Here is a 22043-nt window from a genome sequence, read left to right as displayed (position 1 = left end):
TAAAGTATTTGCCGCTATATTTGTTTCTTCATGAACTGCACCAGTACAAGGGCAATGCAATAAGCTATAATCTGTTCAAACCAAAAGTCAAGTCCTTCAAACATATTACTCATTATTTTAATAGACACCCATTCCTTTTTCTGATAACAAAGGAAAGGAGTTTATTCGGAATAATGAATTTCCATACGACTCAAAAAATGTTCTATTTTTCCGGATTACAGACAAAACTGAGAATATACACCAAGACACTGACTACTTCCATATTACATTAAATGTCCCGAAAACCGATATATTCTCCTGCCAAAAGACTATTTTTGCAACAAATATCCATAAGCATACCATGGCAGGCATCTATATTCATATACCTTTTTGCAAGACGCGCTGTATCTATTGCGATTTCTATTCCACCACTCGCAGCGAATTGAAGCAGCAGTACATCCGTGCCTTGTGCACTGAACTGAAAACCCGCAAGGGTTATCTGAAGGAAGAACCGATAGAGACCATCTACTTTGGTGGAGGAACTCCCTCACAGCTCGCTCACGAAGATTTCGAGCAGATATTCCGGACTATCAAAGAGGTGTATGGAACAGAACATGCCGAAGAAATTACCCTCGAGGCCAATCCCGACGACCTGACGGAAGAATATGTGTCCATGCTGCGCACCCTCCCCTTCAACCGCATAAGCATGGGGATACAAACATTCGACGCCCCCACCCTGAAACTGTTGAACCGCCGGCACAATGCCGCGCAAGCCATCGCAGCCATACACCGCCTCCGCCAAGCCGGCTTCCGGAATATCAGCATCGACCTCATCTATGGGCTACCGGATGAAACAGACCAACGGTGGGAACGCGACCTGCAACAAGCCGTCGGCCTTGATGTGGAGCATATCTCCGCTTATCATCTGACTTACGAAAAAGGCACCCGCATCTACGAAATGCTGCAGAGCCATCGTATCAGCGAAGTGGACGAAGAGAGTAGCCTGCGCTTCTTCTCGGCGCTCATGGACACCCTGGGAGCCGCGGGGTATGAGCATTACGAAATATCCAACTTCTGCAAGCCCGGCATGTACTCACGCCACAACACTGCTTACTGGAAAGGCATTCCGTATTTGGGCTGCGGCCCTTCCGCCCACTCCTTCAATGCGGAGACAAGGGAATGGAACACAGCTTCTCTGGAAGGATACATAAAGTCCATTGAAGAGGGGCACCGTTCCTCCGAAACAGAAATTCTGGATAAAGTGACCCGTTACAATGAATACATCATGACTTCCCTGCGTACCATGTGGGGAATCTCCCTGACATATACGGAAGAAGCCTTCGGCACAGAGTTGTGCCAATATTGCACGAAAATGGCAGCCCCCTACCTCCAAAGCCACAAACTGGAGATGCAGGCAGACCGCCTGCGCCTGACCCGGGAAGGCATCTTTGTTTCGGACGGCATAATAAGCGACCTGATGTTCATTGATTAACAGCAAAACCGGGAGACTGCATGACCGAACAAGAAGTCAGACGCTACTTGCGCCAAATGAAGGAAGAAGACTCGGAACGGGCTTTTCACAGTTTCTACAATCTGTGCTACGACCGCTTGTTCCGTATTGCCTGCTATTTCGTGAAGCACGAAGAATGGGCGCAAGAAATTGTGCTCGACGTCTTCATGAAGCTTTGGGAACAACGCGCCCGGCTGCCGGAAGTGAACAACATAGAGGATTACTGCTTTATCCTTACCAAAAACGCCTCCCTCAATTACCTGGAAAAAGAGAACCGGCACCCTACACTCTCGTCCGAACAGCTTCCCGAAGTTTCCGGCCAGGCCGATTCTCCCGAAGACACTCTTATCAGCGAAGAACTGTTTGCCCGATATGTCAAGGCGCTCGACCGCCTGCCGGAGCGTTGCCGTGAAGTATTCATCCGCCTGCGCGAAGAGAAACAAAGCTATGCACAAGTGGCGGAGGAGCTGAACATCAGCACAAAGACAGTAGACGCGCAACTGCAAAAAGCACTCACAAGACTCAAGGAAGCATTGCTGACGGAGTGAACTCTGCTTCATCTTCCTCGCAAGAAGCCGCGTATGCATATATGAGATGCACATCTCGAACCGCATGAGATGCACATCTCGCACAACATGAGATGCACATCTCATGCAGACTTTCCCTATTGATTGAAACAGAGAAGCAAGGAAGTCACACGTAAGCAGGACGGACTTTCACGGACAAAGAGCTTTAGATTAACATTATTTCAGGATATAGGCATAGGGAATTCCTGAAAAGGAGCTGTCTTTACATGCAGAAAAGGAGTCATAGGCTCTTAATAAATTGCCAAAAATGAAAGTGAATAACGAGAATTTCGACAAGGTACTGAACAAACTGGTTGCTTCTACCCGTTCCCCACGAGGACGCTTTACGGCAGAGAACAGCTGGAGGCTGCTGGAAAGCCGTTTGCTAAAGCGCCGCAGCATGAAGCGGTTCTGGATGCGTACAGCCAGTGCCGCAGCCGTAGTCCTGCTCTGTGTAACGAGCTGGGCAGCCTATCAGTTCTTATACGTAGCACCACAACGGGAAGCCATTCCCACAGAAGCCATACATACTACCGAGGAAACCCAAGTAATCCATAGCGTACTGACATTCGATCAGCAACCCTTGCAGGAAATCGTCCGTCAACTTTCCGAAACGTTCCGTACCGATATACGTATCGAAGGAGACAGCCTGAAGAACTATCATATGACAGCTACCTTCCGCGAAGGGGAGAGTCTTACAGAAATCCTCGACCTACTGAAGGACGCCGGCAACTTTACCTATAAAAAAGAAAACAACACTATTATACTTACTACTAAACTTAACTGACAATGACCAGCTCTACTATCTGTTCGCACCACCGCATCAGAACCGTACTTCTGATGTGTGTGGTTCTTTTAAGCGCCTCACTCCATGCACAGGCACAAAACAAGGAAACACGTATAAACCTGAATATCCGTAACGCAACTTTAGAGAGTTTCGTGAAGCAACTGGAAAATGCAACCGGATTCTCCTTCATCTATGGGGAAGAAGTAAAGCTCACGCACCGCATCACACTGGAGATGAAACAAAAGAACATCAGTGAGATATTGCAACGTGCCTTTGAAAACGAACCCATCACGTTCGAAATATCCGGAAAGCACATTCTACTCCATAAGCGGCCCGTGCCGCAGAAACCCGTTAGCCGTAAGTTCACCATCAGCGGATACGTGACCGACGGAGCGTCTTCCGAGACGCTGATTGGTGCCAATATCCTTGAGAGTCGTCGTTCCACAGGTACTGCCACCAATCCTTTCGGTTTCTATTCCCTCACCCTGCCGGAAGGGGAAACGGAACTGGTTTTCTCCTACCTGGGCTACGAAAGCCGGCATAGCCGGTTCGAACTGACGAAAGACACCTTACTCAACGTCAGGCTGGACAGCAATAACCAGCTGGCAGAGGTCGTGGTGCTCTCGGACAAGCGGGAGGCCGGCATAGAAAGCACAGCCATGGGAGCGCATGAGATACCGATGACACAAATCAGGCATACCCCGTCCATATTGGGAGAAGCCGACCTGCTGAAGACCATTCAGCTGATGCCGGGTGTGCAAGCCGGTATGGAAGGTTTTGCAGGCATGTATGTGCGAGGGGGAGGTCCCGACCAAAACCTGGTTATGCTGGACGGAATTCCAGTTTACAACGCAGACCACCTGCTGGGAGTATTCTCCATCTTTACGCCCGAAGCGGTAAAGAACACCACACTCTTCAAAAGTTCTTTTCCTGCCCGCTACGGCGGGCGTCTTTCGTCTATAGTAGATGTACGGACCAACGACGGAGACATGCATAAATACCACGGCGCATTCAGCATAGGCCTGTTGACGGACAAACTGCATATCGAAGGCCCTATCTGGAAAGAACGGACCTCCTTCAGTTTCAGCGCACGAGCCATCCCCACCCTATTCTTCAAAAATCTCATTGTAGACAAAGACGACACCTATTCCGACAAATACAACTACTATTTTTACGACGTCAATGCAAAGGTCAATCATAAGTTCAGCGACCGTAGCCGCATCTTCCTCAGTTTCTACAAGGGGAAAGACCACTATCATTATGACAGTGACTACCACGGTGACAATTACGACAACAGCATTAAGAATTATTCCAAGGACAACAGCCATCTGAATTGGGGAAACACCATCGCCTACGGCCGCTGGAACTATGTATTCAACAGCAAGCTGTTTTGCAACACCACCGTCTCATACAACAAATATGAGATGGGGCTGGACGGAAACATGGAAGATACCTATACTGTCGCCAATAAAGTACAAGACAGATACTATTACTCCTCCAAGTTCAACTCCGGTATCCGTGACTGGAGTGCGCGTATGGACTTTGACTACACCCCCATGCCGCAGCACCACATCAAGTTCGGTGCAGAGTACATCCACCATACGTTCCGTCCGGGAATAGCTACCTCGAAAATACAAGATATAGATAATGGCGCCCTCCAGGAAGATACGGTTTACAATACCAGCAACAGCCATGCCATGCGCGGACAAGAAATCTCCCTTTACGCCGAAGACAATTTCAATGTAAACGCCAGGTTCAGTCTGAATGCAGGTGTACGCACATCGCTGTTCCACACACAAGGGAAAAGCTACTATTCGCTGCAGCCCCGCCTTTCCGCCCGCTATGACCTCGGACAAGGATATTCTGCCAAAGCATCCTATACGTGCATGGCACAGTATGTGCATCTGCTGTCCTCTACTCCGCTGTCTATGCCTACCGACCTCTGGGTACCCATTACCAAAGACATCAGTCCGATGTATGCCAACCAGTTCTCCATAGGAGGCTACTATTCCGGACTGCCGGGTTGGGAGTTCTCCGTCGAGGGATATTATAAACAGATGAAACACATACTTGAATATCAAGACGGTGTATCCTTCTTCGGCACCTCTACCAACTGGGAAGAAAAAGTGGAAATGGGCGAAGGCCGCTCCTTCGGTCTGGAACTGATGGTACAGAAAACATTGGGCAAGACTACCGGCTGGCTGGCATATACCCTATCCAAGACCGATCACCGTTTTAAGAGCGGAACCATCAACCAAGGCCGATGGTTCCCCTACAAATATGACCGCCGCCACAGCATCAGCCTCAATCTCAGCCATAAGTTCAGTGACCGCATTGATGCAGGAGCTTCCTGGATATTCAATACCGGTGGATGTATCACTATCCCCGAAAAGGCAACAATCATCATCCGGCCCGATGGCTCTATTGAGGAAACCGGTTACATCTCCCGGCGTAACAATTACCGCCTTCCCGCCAGCCATCGTTTGAATCTCGGCGTCAACTTCAACAAGAAGACCAAACATGGTATGCGTACCTGGAATATCAGTATCTACAATGCATACAATGCCATGAATCCGAACATCGTTTACAGCAAATACAAAAATGGATACAACGTATACTACGATGATTTCTACGAAAGTATTTATCATGGAAATACCGGGCAGAAGAAAGCTCAAACTGTCATCAAGAAAATAACAATACTGCCTTGTATTCCTTCTGTTACCTATACTTATAGATTTTAAAAACAAATCCGGCATATGAAAACAAAAATGAAATTACACCTTATTATATACATAACTATTGTAGGCTTCCTAACAGCCTGCGAAAACGAGATTCCTTACAATCCCGGACAACAAGATCCGCAAATCATCATGAACGCCTTGCTCGAAACCGGACAAGCTGAGAATGATGTCTATCTCCATTTAGGCGAGGGCTATAGTATTGAACATTTGAACGAAGCAACTCTTTTCCTCTACATCAATGGCAAAATAGCAGAAACTCCGAAAGCGGTTTCCCCGGAAGAAATTTATGGGCATCTGGAAAGAGAACTTGATAAGGACATTTATGAATCATTACTGAAAAGTATACGTTTCAAGAAATATCGTCTGACCAGCACACTGCATCCCGGCGACAACATACGTCTGGAAGCCACTGCCGAAAACGGGAAATACCATGCCAGTGCCGAGGTCACCGTGCCACAACCGATAGAGAGCCTGCACGTGGACACTTGCTTGGCCTACCTGCGCGAGTACAGCGGACAAACCCTTTACCGCCAATACAAAATTACATTGCAAGACCGCCCCAACGAGAAGAACTACTACCGGCTGGACATTTGGAATGACCGTAGTTACTATTGCAAATGGAAAGAATACCTGGAAGATGAAAACGGCAGCCTCATCAAAGTGGAAGACGAGGACGGCTCTTGGCATTGGGCCTCCATACCCAGAGACACTACCATCCTTGCTCCCCGACAGAACGAAATCATCAACCGGGAAGATGTTATACTGACTGACGGCCACCCTGGCAACTATGATGATGAAGAAAATGAATTGTTTCCCACCATAAATAACAAATACAACATATTCAATGATAACACTTTCCGTGATTCGTATGCCACATTAAAAGTATATACCCCTCTCTACCAAGAATATTATCCGGTAGAGGGACACTACTACTACCATATATCCCGCAAACAAACCATCACCGTACGGCTGCTTAGCATCACTGAAGCCGAATACCGCTACCTGAAAGCCTTAAACTGCCTGGATGATGGGGATTACGACGATACTTTAATGGAACCTATCAGTCTGCCTTGCAACGTCATAGGTGGATTAGGCTTTGTGGGAGTCTGCTCTGAAAGCAGAGTAATCATAGAATTGCCCGAAACTGTTTGGCAATAACATTTTGACTAATAAAAATCCTTTTATCCATTACAATAAACTGAATTTCATTTAACCTACATTACATTCGTATTACAAAAAGCATCCAAATAAAGCATTTTCACACTACAAAATTGATTTAAGTCAAGAAATGAAGGTATAAACTACACTTTTTTACGTATTCATTTTTGTGTTATAAAACATATACCTATATTTGCATAGGTAAAAAGAAAAAGCTAAGCGCTTAGAGAGTTTTCAATAGGTATTAGATTGAGATTAGTTTTTAGGAATAACAATTAAAAAGTAGGTATTATGAAACGTTTAGGATTAACATTAGTGGCAGCAGTCTGCCTGACTGCTACAACATTTGCAGCAGGAAACCAACCTACAACTGCAAAATGGGAAGGTAACATCAACATAACAAAGTTGAGCAAGTATTTGAATCTGGATTCCAACCAGCATGAAGAAGTGGCAAACATCTGCGAATATTTTACAGAACAGATGGAACGCGCTACAAATTCCAAGAAGAATCAGGAGAAGTTACTCCGTAATGCAGTTTATGGTAATCTGAAGTTGATGAAAAAGACTCTGAATGAAAAGCAGTATGCTGATTATGCCAGAGTATTGAACGTCACACTGCAGAACAAAGGTATAGAAGTGAAATAAACTTCGCTTCTGATAAATACGAAAATAGTATTTGATAAATAAAAAGGCATTGGACTTTAGAGGTTCAATGCCTTTTCTTTACGTCAACGCCACCAAAACCTGCGGCGTCAACTCCCTAACCAAATAATTCTTATCACTTTACAAGCAGAATCTGTCTTGCAGCTCTTTCTTATACTTTCTGGAAACCAGCAGTTCCGTCACTTTGTCAAATGGTGGATAAAGCATGCATTTGCTATCCTTTATAATCATCAGATAATCAATATTGATAATATACGATTGATGTATCTGCACGAAACTGGATGAATATTGAGTAATCTGCTCAGCAGTCATTCCGCGACGCAACACCAACGGCGGCTGGTTGTTTAGTATCACCTCCCATTGTTTACGCTCGGAACAATAGCGAAAAAAGCCGATTTCAGCCGGACGCAACGCACGCATATCATTAGTTGGCGTAAATACGATAAATGTCTGTCCGGTATGCAACGGTGCACCAATGGGATATGACATTCTCTGCCCGGCCTCTGCCTGCTCTACAAAACGCGCAAGAATATCCCGCAACTCCTGCTCTTCAAAAGGTTTCAGCAGATAGTCGAACGCAGCCTCCCGGATAGCCTGAATCATGTACTTATCATAAGCCGTATAGAAAACAATCCGCATATTCCACGAAACACTGTCACGTATTTCCTGCAGTAATTCCATTCCAGTCATGTCCGGCAGTTCCACATCCAAGAACAACAAATCCGGCTGTACCTTGGCAATGAGTTTTTTCCCTTGTTTACCATTACGGGCAGTTCCTTTCAAAAAGAAGCGTGCATCCTTTCCCAATTCAAAACTCAGATTCTCAAGAGCCACCTCATCGTCGTCAACTATTGCAACCTTATATTTATCCATGTTCCTTTTATGTTTTTCTTCTCGCGAATATATACATAATCCTACTCCCATACAAAGCAATAGAAGGTCATTTACGGACTATTTGTCTGTAAATATGCCTATCCTTGCAAAAAATAAGATTAAACGGTTCTTTTAAATTCTGTAATCGTAGTTGTCAGGCAGCCAGAAAGTCACCTCACAGCCCATCTCACCACTCTGTAGAGAGACATTGTGCACCAAAACATCAATGGCCTCCTTGTTCTTATTGTTGAGAATCTGAATGGTCTGCATAATGACTTTCATTCCCGTCCCCGTGCCCCGGTTCCGACTGTCCGGACGATAACCGCCACCATTATCCGTTATCTTTATACAGATACCGCTTCCCCGGCGGCAGACCGAAACCCAAAGATTACGTTCACCTTCCTTCTCGCGCAACGCATGCTTCACTGCATTTTCAACCGGAATTTGAATCATCATAGACGGAATCCTTATTTGCTCCGGCTGCACATCCTTTTCTATCTTCAGTTCCGAATGAAAATCCGGACCTAAAGAACGGCGTTCCAGATTAATATATGTTTTCACAAAATCCAGCTCCTCTGCCAAGGTTACACACAGTTGTTCCGCCAATTCCAGATTGCGACGCATCAGTTTTACCAGCGACGAAAGCTCTTGCTTTCCTTCCACATTCCGCTCCGCCATCTCCCGGTTCAGCACATTGAAGATGAAATGAGGGGACAAGCGGTTACGGATATTCTCCAGACGAAGTGTAGAGACTGTGCGATGATTCCGTGCAAGCAACAAAGCACGTTTCTTTTTGCTGTACAGATAAAGGAAAACCGCCGTCAATATAGATACAACAGCTACAGCAAACACGACAAACTGTGTCTGCCTCAGCACCAGCACCTCGTTTTTCTGCTCCTGAAGCAAAACCCGATGTGCCATCAAGGTAGAATCCTGCTGATAACGCAAAGTCAAGTCTGCCGTACGCATCCGGACACGCTCATTCCTGATAGAATCATCAAGCAGGTTGTTCCTCTGCAGATAGTGATAGGCCCTCTTGTAGTTGCCGGTTTCCTCGTAAAACTGCTGAAGGTATTTATTACGGATATGTACCATATCAGGGTCGATGCCCGGAGGGACTACACTCTCGGACAATAAACGACGTGCCTCTTGAAAGTCTTTCTGAAGCAGAGCCAATTCTATTTTCTGCGTATCGATATAATATAGTGCAGTACTTACCCCCATTTCCTCAAAAAAAAGTTGGCATTCATTTATATATTTAACAGCCAAATCAACCATATTCAGTTGAAGATAACAGTCTCCTAAATTCAACCTCCCCAGATTAAGTTCAAAACCCATATCAGCATATCCTTCGACTAAATCAATAACCTTTTGGAAATATTTTATCGCTGTCTGGTAATCCTCCCTATAATAGTAAGAAGTCCCTCTATTATTCAAATAAATATATTTTTCATAAGGTAGCATACTGTCATAGCTTTCTCCTGCTAGATTATAATAGTAATCACTCTGTTCAAAATCACGCATGGTAACATATACTTGTGCCAAACCATAATAAATGGGAGGTTTCTTGGTAGAAGCTATATGCAAAGAGTCGCACATCAACAAAGCTCTCCTATACCAAGCTGCCCCTATATCCAATTTTCCTAAACGGTTATTCGCATCTGCAAGATTCATCAAAATATCCGGCACCACTTCAATCCTAGTCCCTCTCATCCGTAATTCATAAGCCTTCCGGAAACAAATTTCGGCAGAATCCATATTCCCAACACGTGCAAAGATATTTCCCTTCATATTGAAACATTCAGACTCCAAATCTGCCATTTGAGAAGAACTATGCTGCCTTTCTATAAAGTCATGTATCTGCTGGATTACGATTTGTGCCGAATCAAGCTGTGAAGTAATCAAATATGTTTTCAGTGTCATTGCCAGATAATTATACTTGACCAAGCTATCCTTTGCCTCTTCCATCTTTTGAAAAGCCTTCAACCTTACCTTTCGGGGCACAATGGCCACAGAATCTCCATTTATATGGGAAAAATCCTCAAAAGCTCTCATTTCTGTGTATACGTCCTCTTTATCTCCGGGCGCACAAGCTCCTAGAAGCACAAACCCTAATATCCAATAAATGTAAAATCGAATTCGCTTATCCATCCTCTCTCCCATGTTTCTCGTAATTAGATTATTTATTCAATACATCTGCAAACTTAAAATATTTTTGCGAAATACCGTCAAGCATAAGGCGTATTTCTCAACCACAAAAGAGCATACGCTACCGCTTTATTAAAACGAAACAAAAAATCACATCATAGTACAATATTTAGCTACATAAGCCATTAAAACAACATTTTAGTACATTTCAAGCTTTTTCTCATTTTCTTATTTACATTTTTATTAATTACTTTGTGGATAAAGAATTGCGAATATACTCAATCAAACAAAATAATACAATCACACAAAGAAAGGCTGTTTCCAAAAGAAAACAGTTCTTTTACATAATTTATAAGTTCTATGTTAGACAGTGGACAAATCATAGCAGATAGATACGAGCTACTCAAACAACTAGGAAGAGGAGGATTTTCTGAAGTTTGGCTGGCACAAGACAAACTTACGGATGTTAAGGTCGCCATAAAAATATATGCTCCGGGGATGGGGCTTGACGATGCGGGGATATCCCTTTTCACACAAGAGTTCTCCCTCGTATTTGATATGAATCATACCAATTTACTGCATCCTACTTATTATGACTGCTGGGAACGGATGCCATACCTGATTTTGCCTTTTTGCAAAAATGGTTCGGCCTTCCAATACCTTACTGACAACAACCGGATAACAGAAACGGAAAGCTGGCATTTGCTCCATGATGTTGCAGAGGGACTGGCTTATCTTCATGCAAAAACTCCCCCGGTTATCCATCAGGATATAAAACCCGATAATATTCTGATTAATGATGAGAATAGGTATATGATTACGGATTTCGGAATCAGCGCACGGATTAGAAGTACATTACGCAGGAACCAAGGCCAAGAATCCAGTGGAGGAACTTTGGCCTATATGGGACCAGAACGTTTTGGTCCATCTCCCGCCCCTATTATGGCCAGTGACATTTGGTCATTGGGAGCAACAATGTATGAGCTTCTAACCGGTATGCCGCCCTATGGTGATCATGGAGGCGTATTGCAAAAAAACGGTGCAGACATTCCACTTATCAACGAAGACTTTTCTCAAGAATTAAAGGATATCATTTACAAGTGCCTTGCCTTAAATCCATGGGACAGACCCACAGCCAGACAAATTGCAGACTACACTTCCCAACATATCAATGGAAGTCCCGTCCCCTTTAGTCTGTCAAACAACAGCCATGATACTTTGCAAGAGGAAGAGGACAAAACCCATGAGGATTCCATTAGCGCACACTCTTCTGACATAAATAAGATGTCACCCTATCAAGACAAAGGGAAACGCAAAAAAGTTATAGTCGTAGCAGCAATCACAGCTATATTCGCAACAATTGTCATCATCTTTTCGCTAATAAGCGGCAAAGAACCAGTAGTGGAATCCATACCGGAACCGACTCCAACGATTGATTACGACCAAATGTGTCTGTCAATCATTCAAGAAGGCGAAAACTCTAAAATACAAGGAGATGTTTTCCGATTTGACATTGACACTTTAAAGCAAAACAATGATTCCGTATTTGAGGATTTTTACATAAATGCCATTGGCAAATACCGACAAATAAATTATTACAAAGATTCCATCTCCGCAAAAATATACTTAAATGCAACAGAACTGAAACAGCAAGTAGAGGCCATACTGGATTCTGCCTATCATGTTTTTAAAGAAAAGGCAAATATCATGAAAGACCTTGACCAAGCCGTAGCAGCCCAGGCTTTTGAAGACCGTGCAAAAAAAATAGAACCATATATAAACATAGACAACAATGAAAATGAATAAACTTATCAGACTGATTGTTTTAGCGTTCGCTCTCTCTATGCCAATAAGTATATGGGGGCAATGCGCCTCCATCTATCAAAAGGGAGAGACATACATGAAAAGAGGAAGATACAGAGACGCTATTAAAAGTTTTAAAGCAGCCATGAAATGCGACAGCAATCTGGAGCAAGCATGCAAAAATAAAATCAAAGAGTGTGAGGAAAAAATAAATCCCGCTCCCAAGCCAGCGCCTCCTGCCGAAATCACCAGACTTACCATAGACAGAAAAAGCCTGGAATTTGGGTGTGAGACAAAGACTGCAGAAAGTATAAAAATAGAAAGTCTTCCAGAACAATGGACTGCAATATCAGATGCAGACTGGTGTCAAGTGACTCCCGGTGAGAAGAAACTCTCCATAAGCTGCCAGACCAATTGGCTGACTACCGAACGTAAAGCCACCATTACAATCAGTAATGAAAAGATGAAAGCTACGGTCAGTGTTACCCAAGGTGGCCAAGAAGAATTCATTAATATCGCATTAGATAAATTGGAATTCGGTTCCAAAGGAGAAATTAAGGAACTGCAAGTAGACTCCAATGCCGAATGGGAAGTTGCAGATATTCCTGAATGGTGTGAAGCTATAGCAAAAGACCGTGGTAAACTCATTCTAAAAGTGGGAAAAACCAAGAAGGCCAGAGAAGGAACTCTCATAGTTAAAAGCAAAGGAGGAAAAATATCTTCAATTATTCTCTCCCAGAAAAAGGGAGGTCTATTCTAAATTCATGGTAAACCGACAATGGTGAGAAACTCTGATTTATACAAAGTAATTCCATTATTAAAGTAAAATCTTATGAGATGTATGAATTGCGGTTGGGACAACCTTTCCAACACAACAGTATGCCTAAAATGCGGGCAACCTTTGCGAATGCCGGAGAATTATGCCAATAGTCAGGACATTTTTATTTCAAAAGAAGGCCATGGAGAAGCTATACCCAAACCGACAGTATTGAATGTCAGCTCCAATGAAGAAAAATGCAGAAAAACTGTGGTGTTTTCCACAACAAATGAAGAAGAGAATCATTCTACTGTTGTACAGCCAATTATAGAATGTCCCAATTGCAATTACCCGGTAGTAGGAGATTTCACAAGTTGCCCCTGCTGCGGAACTCCATTGAAAAGAGCAAACATATCAACAAACAATGAATACAAAACAATAAGAGTAGAAGAGGAAGCACCTTCCGTTTCTGAAGAGAAAATGCTCTGTCATGAATGTGGAAGTAAGATAGCAATAACCTGCTCTTTTTGCCCGAACTGCGGTGTCCGCGTACATCGGCCAACCATACGCCGACAAATAAAGAACATCACAGAGACAGAACCGGAAACCAAACCTCACTGTTCATTAACAATTATACCGGAAGAAGAAGAGAACATTCTTCCGAAAAGATTTGAATATGAAGGGAACTCCATCATCTTGAACCGGGAAAATACAGAAATGTCTAATCGTACAATCACCTCAAAGGAACAAGCTGAAATAGTTTTCGATGATGGTCATTGGTATCTGCTTGACCGAAGTATGCTCCAAACGACCTATATCCAGGTAAACAGAAAAATAGAAATCATACCGGATGATATCATTGTACTAGGCGACCGAAGATTCAAGTTTGAATGTGACTAAATATAACTCTTGTGAATAACCGGACTGTCGACAGATGTGATTATAATGTAGGGGAATATATCAATAACCGTTATAGGGTTTCCCAAACATTAGGCGAAGGTTCATTCGGTAAAGTATATCGGGTTACGGACAGCGCAAGCAAAGATTATGCGCTTAAACTACTGAGATTATGGGAAGTTCCTCCTGAAATACGTAAACCATTAATGGAACGTTTCGAGATGGAATTCAAAACTGGGCAAATTGATTGTGACTATTTAGTGCGTTCATTGGACTACGGTACAGTTGGAGGCAACCCTTATATTGTAATGGAATACTGTTCCGGAGGAGATTTAACACCTTATTTAGGTTCTGGAAGCAGTAAGATTCCTCTAATTTGCCAACAAATTCTAATAGGTTTACATGCTTTGCATACCAGAGGCAAGGTTCACCGTGACCTAAAGCCGGAGAATGTCCTTTTCAAGAGTAACGGAATTGCTGCGTTGACAGATTTCGGTATAGCAGGGGATAGAAACAAACGTATGACTGAACGCAATATTTTTGGTAAACCCAACCAAATTTTCGGGACTTATGCATATATGCCGCCAGAACAAGTGAACCGCATGCGAGGTGAGGCCACTGTCCTACCCACTACGGACATTTTTTCTTTTGGAGTATTAGCCTTTCAATTATTGACTGGTAGTTTACCCTTTGGCGAATTGAGCAGTCATAATGAATTGGCACTATATCAGAAACGTGGGAAAAATGGAGATTGGAACCGGCAGAAATTGACACAGTTGAAACATAGAGAGCAGTGGCAGCAACTCTTTGCAGGATGTCTTAATCCAGATTTCAAAAAACGTTTCCAGTCTGTGCAAGAGGTATTGGAACACCTGCCAGCAATAAGCCAAGTCCCTATGGAAAGAGGATATTGTCCACCACAAACAGTCAATGGTTTCTGTATACGTATTATGCAAGGTGAAGAGTACGGAAAAATATATCAATTAAGTGAACTTATAAAATATGGCAATAGAATCCTTACTATCGGGAGAGAACGCGACAATCTGCTACATATAACAGAACAGCAAAGTGCCTATATATCACGCCATCATTGCACAATAGAAACAAATCCCGCCACTGATAAATGGATTATTCGGGACGGGCAATGGCAGAAGGAGTTAAAGTTGTGGCAGGAGTCCAGTAATGGGACTTATGTCAATTCCACCCAAGTCACCAAACAAGGGCATATACTGAAAATTGGAGATATCATCTCCATTGGGGATGTAAAAATGAGATTTGAAAACTATTAATTATATATCAAGTAGTATGGATACACAAAATTACAAACGTACCTTAGCCGGCTCAGTAGGGGCTGGTATGGGGGCATTAATGGGTGCTTCCGGTAGAACTTACTTTATTTTGGAGCACAAGACCTCTTCAAAGTATCATCAAGCGGGAGAATCCCAAAAAATCATTGTCGACCAAGTAGAATTAGGTAGAGACGCTTCCTGCCAAGTACGCTTTGATGAAAGTTTCGAAACAGTTAGCCGCAAACATGCTGCAATTGTACGCGACGGTGAAAACTGGAAACTTATCCACCTTTCACACTCCAATCCGACATTGGTCAACGGACATCCTATAAATGGGTCCTACTATTTACAAACAGGAGATGAAATACAATTATCCGTTGGCGGACCACGCTTGGGATTCATTGTTCCACAAGGTCGCCAAGCATTAACTTCCAGCATTGGATTGACTGAGAGAATGAGCCTTTTCCGCAAACAAGCCTTACGCCCCTACAAGACCGCATTAACAATCATGGGAATTGTTTTCGTACTGGCGGTGGCAGGATTGGCTGCCTGGAACTACAGTTTAGGTGTAAAAAATGATTTGTTGGCACAGAAGACAGAAGAACAAGAACTTCAACTGAAAGGATACCAAAACCAATTGGATTCACTGGGGACCGAAAGAGCATCTCTAGAAGCACAGCAACGGGAGTTAGAGACCAAATTACGAAACAGTGACGGTAATGCAGAGGCCTTAAAAACACAGTTGGACAACGTTAATAGTCAATTAAAGAATGTCAATGCAAGTTTCTATAAGGTCAAATCAGACTTGGACAATCTCTCAAACAGCATAAGCACTAAAAGCATTGAGAATTCAAGCAATGCCATTAACGCAAATATACAAGAAGGCACCAGACTCTCCAAAGACCAATATTATGAAGACCCTGATATAGCAGATGAACAAGACAGTAATGCTTCAGGAGATTTGAAAGATTATTATGATTATATCTATACAATTAAAGTCGACCGTATTGAAATCGAATATAATGGAACAAAGTTTGATCCGGGCATACAAGTTTCAGATATAATCTGCGGAACTGGCTTCATGCTATCAAACGGAATGTTTGTAACAGACAGGCAGAATGTCGAGCCATGGATATACTCCAACACAGAGTGGAAAGACCCATGGCGTAAACTATTGGCTGTATACAAAGGAGCAGGATGTAATATCATTATCCATTACCGTGCATACAGTACCAAAGGAACTGGAAAGCCTCTGACATTTACCAGTAGCGATTTTGCCAAAGACGGACGAAATGATGTACAAGTGACCGAAATAGAAGTAGATAAATCCATCAGGGTACAACTAAGGGAACATGGGATAAAATTGACCTATACACGTAGGAAATATATCAGTGTCAGCATTGTTACCCCTGCTGCCAACAGTTGGGCATACATTAGAGGAAAAGGCGTTTATGGTGAGGGATTGCCTTACGACATTACCGCCGCAGACAACATGAGTGGAGGTACAGAAGTTCAAATGGTGGGCTATGCAGGTTATGCTGATATTCATAATCTTACTCCGGCTCATTTCAATGACCATACCAATATAGCCGACACAAAATATGAGACTACCATATTACAGAATCGTGTGGCAGAGCCCGGTTATTATGGTTCTCCAGCATTCCTTCTAGAAAATGGTTCTTACAAAGTAGTGGGTTTCATGGTAGGAAGCATAGAGGGTAAGGATCGTTTAGTACCAATCAGAAATTTAATACATTAAAATTAAACATGTCCGAGATAAGCATTAAATTAGCGGCAGGTACCAATGTTGGTTTAGTCAGGAAAAACAACGAAGACAATTTTGTTGTCAATCGTGATTTATGCCAATCAGAGTGGATTATCCCCCAATCGATAGAACCCATTTCTTTAGGACGGTATGGCAGCATATTGGTAGTGGCCGACGGAATGGGCGGCACCAATGCCGGAGAAGTTGCTTCTGCCATAGCCATTGAGACGGTGCAAAATGCATTCACCCCCGAGAATTTAGGAGATATCGTTACGCAGGAAGGCATTGTTACCTCAGAAGAAGCCGTTGAAGAATTTCTGAGCAGAACTGTCAAAACCGCTGATTTAAATATTGTCAATGCAAGTAAAGAAGATAGTAGTACCCAGGGAATGGGTACTACTATTGTCATTGCTTGGATATTGAACGACAAAGCCTATATCTGTTGGTGTGGCGACAGTCGTTGTTATGTATTCAATGGCAATTCAGGTTTTTGCCGTTTATCTAAAGACCATTCCTATGTACAAGATTTAGTAGATCAGGGAAAACTAGATCCTGAAAATGCGTTTGACCATCCTTACAGTAATATCATTACCCGCTGTTTGGGAGACCCGACCAATCGTTCCAATCCCGATTTCCGTTCCTATAATTTAAAGGATGGCGATACTCTCCTACTGTGTAGTGATGGGTTATGTGGTTTATGCCACGACGAAGAGATAATGCAAATTATAGAAGAGAACCAGGATGATTTAATGACATGCAAGGATAGGTTGATAGAAGCTGCTCTTGAAGCAGGTGGATATGACAATATTACGATTGTGCTATGCCACATCATGCTACAGGATACCGAGCCCAAAGTAAAGTTGAATAATACAGTGTTCAGCAAACCCAACCACCACAAAATCCGGAAAATTCTTCTGTTACTCCTGGTACTGGCTTTAGCGGCAGGCTTCTATTTATATAGAAATCCACAGCAATATGCAAAATGGAAAACGATACTATATCAGGCAGATACGGTTCTAGTTACAGAGACAGACACTACTAACACTACCCTAACAGATTGATTACTATTGTGAAACTATGCAACTGAAAAATGGTGATATATTTGCTGAACACTATCAGCTGAAGAAACTATTAGGAGTCGGAAGCTTTGGTGAAGTCTGGCTTGCCCGAAATATATTGGCAGATGTAGACGTTGCCATAAAGTTGTACGGACTGTTGGATGACAACGGCATAAAAGATTTCCGGGAAGAATTCAAACTTGCCTACAAATTACACCATCCCAATCTACTGCACCTTAATCATTTTGATGTTTTTGGACAGTGCCCTTTTTTGGTAATGCCTTACTGTCCCAAAGGGTCCTCAGCGAGCTTGAAAGGCAAAATGTCTGAAAAGCAAATCTGGCGCTTCATACGCGATGTATCATGCGGATTGATGTTTCTTCATAATCAGAATCCTCCTATCATTCATCAAGATATAAAACCCGATAATATTTTGATAGGGGATGATGACAAATTCATCATCTCAGATTTTGGCATCAGCCGTAAACTGGAGCATACTTTTCGTAAAAGTATCAACAAAGTAGAAAGTTCCGGAACACTTGCCTATATGGGACCAGAACGTTTTGCAGAGAAACCACTGATTGTGGCTACCAGCGATATATGGTCTTTAGGGATGAGTGTTTATGAATTATCCACTGGTCTTGTATTATGGGAAGGTATGGGAGGTTGTGTCCAACTGAATGGTGCACATATTCCAGCATTAGATGAGAAATATTCTTCCCAATTGTCCCAGTTTGTTCACGCATGCCTTGCCCTCAACACTTGGGACCGCCCCACAGCCCAACAAGCCTATGAGTTTGCTTGCTCCATACTAAAACAAACAAAGACAGACTCTCCTTCAGTACAGCTGAAGCCTATTGCTCCACTTTTTCCTAAAACAACATCACCACGCCTTAAAGAAAAGTTCTGTCCTTCGAACATGCATAAACGCATAGCAGGATGGACCGGCCTTGGTATAGTATTGATTCTATTGCTTGTCAAAGGAGGTTCCATATACTTTAGACACCTTGAAGAAGAGCGCAAGTACGCTGCATGCCGTACAGAAGAAGACTACAGAGATTTTCTAAAAGAATACCCCTCCTCATCTCATGCAAACTTTATAAAACAATTTTTGGGAAACAAGGTAAATCCAATCTCCCCAATAAATAGAGAAGAAAACATCGTTATGGACTCGGTAAAAACGGATACTGCAAAACTTGAACAGTTCCAAGAGGAACCTAAAAAACAGATTGTCCACCCACATCCACAACCTTCTTCACAGCCAGTTCTTCCCATTACTGATATAAGAGAAGTCAGAAGAGAAAATGAAGAACGCCTCTTCTATAGTTGCCAGTCGGTAGCAGATTACGAAGAATATTTGCGAAAATATCCCAAAGGCAGGTTTGTACACAAAGCCAAAAGAGCAATCCAGCAAATAGAATCAGAAATGATGCAGTCCAATCCTTCCACTCAAGAAATACACATAAGAAAAAATACAAGAGTCAATGTCAGACTATAAATAATGAATAGGGCATTCCAACGTTTGAACTGCCCTATTCACTATTCAAATACTTGATTTTATTTAATCGTCACCATCGTCGCCCCAAATCCGTACTCCTGGAACGAAGCATCCTGATGGCGGCAGTCAGGATATTTACGTTTCAGCTCGTCCAGCAAGGCTTTACGCAGCACTCCATCTCCCTTGCCGTGAATAAAGACGATGCGTTGTTCGCGCCTTTTTTTGTATTGTTCCATCACTTCACGAAACTTATCCAGCTGGTAATTCAATATTTCGCTGTTGCTCATACCGCAGGTGTCATCCAGTAACTCGCCGATATGCAGGTCAATCTCGACAATCCCATTCTTGCCGCCACGCTTGATGACCGTCTGCGGTTTGGACGGAGTATCTGCCGTTTTTTTCTGTATCAAAGCCTCCTTCAGTTCCTCTGCCGAAACATACACCTGCTTGACAGGCTGGTCATTCCGGACAATATCATACACCAAGGCCGGTGTTTCAAAGAAAACCGTCTGCTGGAATGTATGCAGTTTATAGAACTTTACCATATCTATGCGGACTTCCACACTGACAGCCGGTTTCATTGTGAACGCACGGTTATCTTTGAATGCCACCAGCTGTACCATCACACGTTCACGGTCGTTCAACTCGGACTTTTCGAACTCCTCCAGCAGAAGTTTCGTATTCGGCTCTATCAAACCATGCGAACGGGCTGTCCAGGACTTTCCTTCGGCACTCGAATAGGTATAATACATATAATAATTACTATCGTTCACCAAATATGTCTCGAAAGGTGTAGTGCTGACAGCCTTGATATCCTCCGGAACAAAAGCCAGAAAAACATTCAGGATATCTCCGCCTTTCATCTCGGGCTGACGATAAACAGATATCTGCGGTTTCTCCAAACGGACCGATTGAGGCTCCGAAACCTGAGACTCCATAGCAGACGGCCTTGCCGCAGTAGCGGCCGTGCGCAATTGTTGCTCTTCTTCCCGCTTCTTCTTGGCAGCCGCTTTGGCTGCCGGAGTGGGGATATTATAATCATCGGTCTCTATCACCACACATTCGTTTATGGGCATCGGTATGTCAAAACCGTCGGCATCTTCCACCAACACGATGTTTTTCCCTTGAAATCCTGTCACAACACCGCCCCCAACTTCGCTGAGGAAACGAACTTTATCTCCTATCTTCATAGTAACTTATCTTTTAGTTTGTCTTTTCCTACTTTCTTCCTGCAAAGTTAGGAATTATTTCCCTTATTCTTCAAATCTTCCCAAATATCCGTACCTTTGCAGCCGATATAATAAAGAGAAAGCCATCATGAAAGAAGACCCCAGACATATCAGAATCAGCGAATTCAACTACCCGTTGCCGGACGAACGCATTGCAAAGTTCCCATTGTCCGTACGTGACCAGTCCAAACTGTTATTGTATCGCCACGGAGAAGTTTCAGAAGACAGATTCACTTCACTGCCGGAGTATCTGCCATCGGGAAGCCTGATGATATTCAACAATACCAAAGTCATCCAAGCACGCCTGCATTTCCGGAAAGAAACGGGAGCACTGATTGAAGTATTCTGCCTGGAACCCATACAGCCGAACGACTACGCCCTCAACTTCCAGCAAACCGAGCATGCCGCCTGGCTCTGCATGGTCGGCAACCTGAAAAAATGGAAGGAAGGCATGCTGAGACGTGAGATGACCGTGAAAGGCAAGTCACTCACCCTGACCGCCGAACGGGGTGAATGCCACGGAACCAGCCATTGGATAAACTTCCGCTGGAATAATCCGGAAGTGACTTTTGCCGACATTCTCGAGGTCTTCGGTGAATTGCCCATCCCCCCCTACTTGAACCGGGAGACCCAGGAAAGTGACAAGGAGACTTACCAGACTGTCTACTCCAAAATCAAAGGTTCGGTGGCTGCCCCTACAGCGGGACTGCATTTCACCCCACGCGTATTGGACGCATTGCGCAATAAAGGAGTAGAATTGGAAGAGCTGACACTCCATGTGGGAGCCGGAACCTTCAAACCGGTGAAAAGTGAAGAAATAGAAGGGCACGAAATGCATACGGAATACATCTCTGTCTCGCGCAACACATTGGAAAAACTCATAGTACACGGCGGCAAGGCAGTGGCCGTAGGAACAACTTCAGTGCGCACATTGGAAAGCCTTTATCACATCGGAGTCACTTTACTGAATAATCCAGAAGCCACAGAGGAAGACTTGCACGTCCACCAATGGCAACCTTATGAAATGTCTGCCAAGGCCACCGCCACCTCTGCAGTAGAAGCCCTGCAAGCCATTGCTGCCTATCTGGACAGACATAGCATGGAGGCTCTGCATACCAGCACTCAAATCATTATCGCTCCGGGATATGAATACAAAATCGTGAAGGCTATGGTGACTAATTTCCACCAACCGCAAAGTACCTTGCTGCTGCTCGTATCAGCTTTCGTACACGGTGATTGGCCGAAGATTTACAACTATGCACTGGCACATGATTTCCGCTTCCTGAGCTATGGAGATTCATCATTATTAATACCCTAAGCAC

Annotated in this window: 17 protein-coding genes; 14 read left to right on the top strand and 3 right to left on the bottom strand. The window is 43.5% G+C overall.

Features of this window, described 5'->3' with window-relative positions:
• Window positions 1–340 precede the first annotated feature (340 nt).
• The 6 genes from hemW to DW039_RS13920 all read left to right on the top strand — a co-directional run bounded on the left by hemW (window position 341) and on the right by DW039_RS13920 (window position 7386).
• On the top strand, window positions 341–1471 hold the full coding sequence (gene hemW / locus DW039_RS13945) for a radical SAM family heme chaperone HemW (RefSeq protein WP_008664138.1): 1131 nt from the start codon (window positions 341–343) through the stop codon (window positions 1469–1471).
• A gap of 20 nt (window positions 1472–1491) precedes the next feature.
• Window positions 1492–2037 carry an RNA polymerase sigma-70 factor gene (locus DW039_RS13940; protein WP_008664140.1) on the top strand — a complete coding sequence of 182 codons (546 nt, stop codon included), beginning with the start codon at window positions 1492–1494 and terminating at the stop codon, window positions 2035–2037.
• Window positions 2038–2323: 286 nt separating this feature from the next.
• Window positions 2324–2842: a DUF4974 domain-containing protein gene (locus DW039_RS13935; RefSeq protein ID WP_005830106.1), complete on the top strand. Its 519-nt coding sequence runs from the start codon at window positions 2324–2326 to the stop codon at window positions 2840–2842.
• Window positions 2843–2844: 2 nt separating this feature from the next.
• Window positions 2845–5583 carry a TonB-dependent receptor domain-containing protein gene (locus DW039_RS13930; protein WP_243635034.1) on the top strand — a complete coding sequence of 913 codons (2739 nt, stop codon included), beginning with the start codon at window positions 2845–2847 and terminating at the stop codon, window positions 5581–5583.
• A 15-nt stretch (window positions 5584–5598) separates the two neighbouring features.
• Window positions 5599–6741 carry a DUF4249 domain-containing protein gene (locus tag DW039_RS13925; protein ID WP_119957950.1) on the top strand — a complete coding sequence of 381 codons (1143 nt, stop codon included), beginning with the start codon at window positions 5599–5601 and terminating at the stop codon, window positions 6739–6741.
• 291 nt (window positions 6742–7032) lie between these two features.
• Window positions 7033–7386, top strand: a complete 354-nt coding sequence (locus tag DW039_RS13920) for a hypothetical protein (protein ID WP_005830102.1) — start codon at window positions 7033–7035, stop codon at window positions 7384–7386.
• 138 nt (window positions 7387–7524) lie between these two features.
• Here DW039_RS13920 and DW039_RS13915 read toward each other — a convergent pair whose 3' ends face one another.
• Both DW039_RS13915 and DW039_RS13910 read right to left on the bottom strand, forming a co-directional pair.
• Entirely contained in the window at window positions 7525–8277 is a 753-nt protein-coding gene (locus tag DW039_RS13915; protein WP_005833286.1) for a LytTR family DNA-binding domain-containing protein, read from the bottom strand.
• A gap of 132 nt (window positions 8278–8409) precedes the next feature.
• Window positions 8410–10440 (bottom strand): histidine kinase, encoded by a 2031-nt coding sequence (locus tag DW039_RS13910; protein WP_120382042.1) that lies wholly within the window; start codon window positions 10438–10440, stop codon window positions 8410–8412.
• Window positions 10441–10785: 345 nt separating this feature from the next.
• Here DW039_RS13910 and DW039_RS13905 point away from each other — a divergent pair, with 345 nt between their 5' ends.
• The 7 genes from DW039_RS13905 (at window position 10786) to DW039_RS13875 (ending at window position 19492) form a co-directional block, all read left to right on the top strand.
• Entirely contained in the window at window positions 10786–12231 is a 1446-nt protein-coding gene (locus DW039_RS13905) for a serine/threonine-protein kinase (RefSeq protein WP_005830096.1), read from the top strand.
• A complete protein-coding gene (locus DW039_RS13900) occupies window positions 12218–12988 on the top strand; it encodes a BACON domain-containing protein (protein WP_005830094.1) in 771 nt (256 codons plus the stop codon). The genes DW039_RS13905 and DW039_RS13900 overlap by 14 nt, the downstream gene beginning before the upstream one ends.
• Before the next feature lie 72 nt (window positions 12989–13060).
• Entirely contained in the window at window positions 13061–13885 is an 825-nt protein-coding gene (locus DW039_RS13895; RefSeq protein ID WP_022401387.1) for a zinc ribbon domain-containing protein, read from the top strand.
• Between the two features lie 11 nt (window positions 13886–13896).
• Window positions 13897–15171: an FHA domain-containing serine/threonine-protein kinase gene (locus DW039_RS13890; RefSeq protein WP_005830090.1), complete on the top strand. Its 1275-nt coding sequence runs from the start codon at window positions 13897–13899 to the stop codon at window positions 15169–15171.
• Between the two features lie 16 nt (window positions 15172–15187).
• Window positions 15188–16930 carry an FHA domain-containing protein gene (locus DW039_RS13885; protein WP_005830088.1) on the top strand — a complete coding sequence of 581 codons (1743 nt, stop codon included), beginning with the start codon at window positions 15188–15190 and terminating at the stop codon, window positions 16928–16930.
• Window positions 16931–16938: 8 nt separating this feature from the next.
• Window positions 16939–17997 (top strand): PP2C family serine/threonine-protein phosphatase, encoded by a 1059-nt coding sequence (locus DW039_RS13880; protein WP_044467752.1) that lies wholly within the window; start codon window positions 16939–16941, stop codon window positions 17995–17997.
• A 16-nt stretch (window positions 17998–18013) separates the two neighbouring features.
• Window positions 18014–19492, top strand: a complete 1479-nt coding sequence (locus tag DW039_RS13875) for a serine/threonine-protein kinase (protein WP_005833302.1) — start codon at window positions 18014–18016, stop codon at window positions 19490–19492.
• Window positions 19493–19551: 59 nt separating this feature from the next.
• Here DW039_RS13875 and DW039_RS13870 read toward each other — a convergent pair whose 3' ends face one another.
• Entirely contained in the window at window positions 19552–20682 is a 1131-nt protein-coding gene (locus DW039_RS13870; protein WP_005830082.1) for a DUF2027 domain-containing protein, read from the bottom strand.
• A gap of 127 nt (window positions 20683–20809) precedes the next feature.
• On the opposite strand from DW039_RS13870, the gene DW039_RS13865 reads away from it, so the two are divergent.
• The gene (locus DW039_RS13865; protein WP_005830078.1) at window positions 20810–22039 is read left to right on the top strand and encodes an S-adenosylmethionine:tRNA ribosyltransferase-isomerase; all 1230 of its coding nucleotides are present in this window, start codon (window positions 20810–20812) and stop codon (window positions 22037–22039) included.
• Window positions 22040–22043 lie beyond the last annotated feature (4 nt).

The organism is Bacteroides sp. AF39-16AC, from assembly GCF_003602735.1.
Taxonomy (GTDB): Bacteria; Bacteroidota; Bacteroidia; order Bacteroidales; family Bacteroidaceae; genus Bacteroides; species Bacteroides uniformis.
The sequence above is the reverse complement of the archived record's forward strand: the minus strand, read 5'-3'. Positions and strand labels throughout refer to the sequence as shown.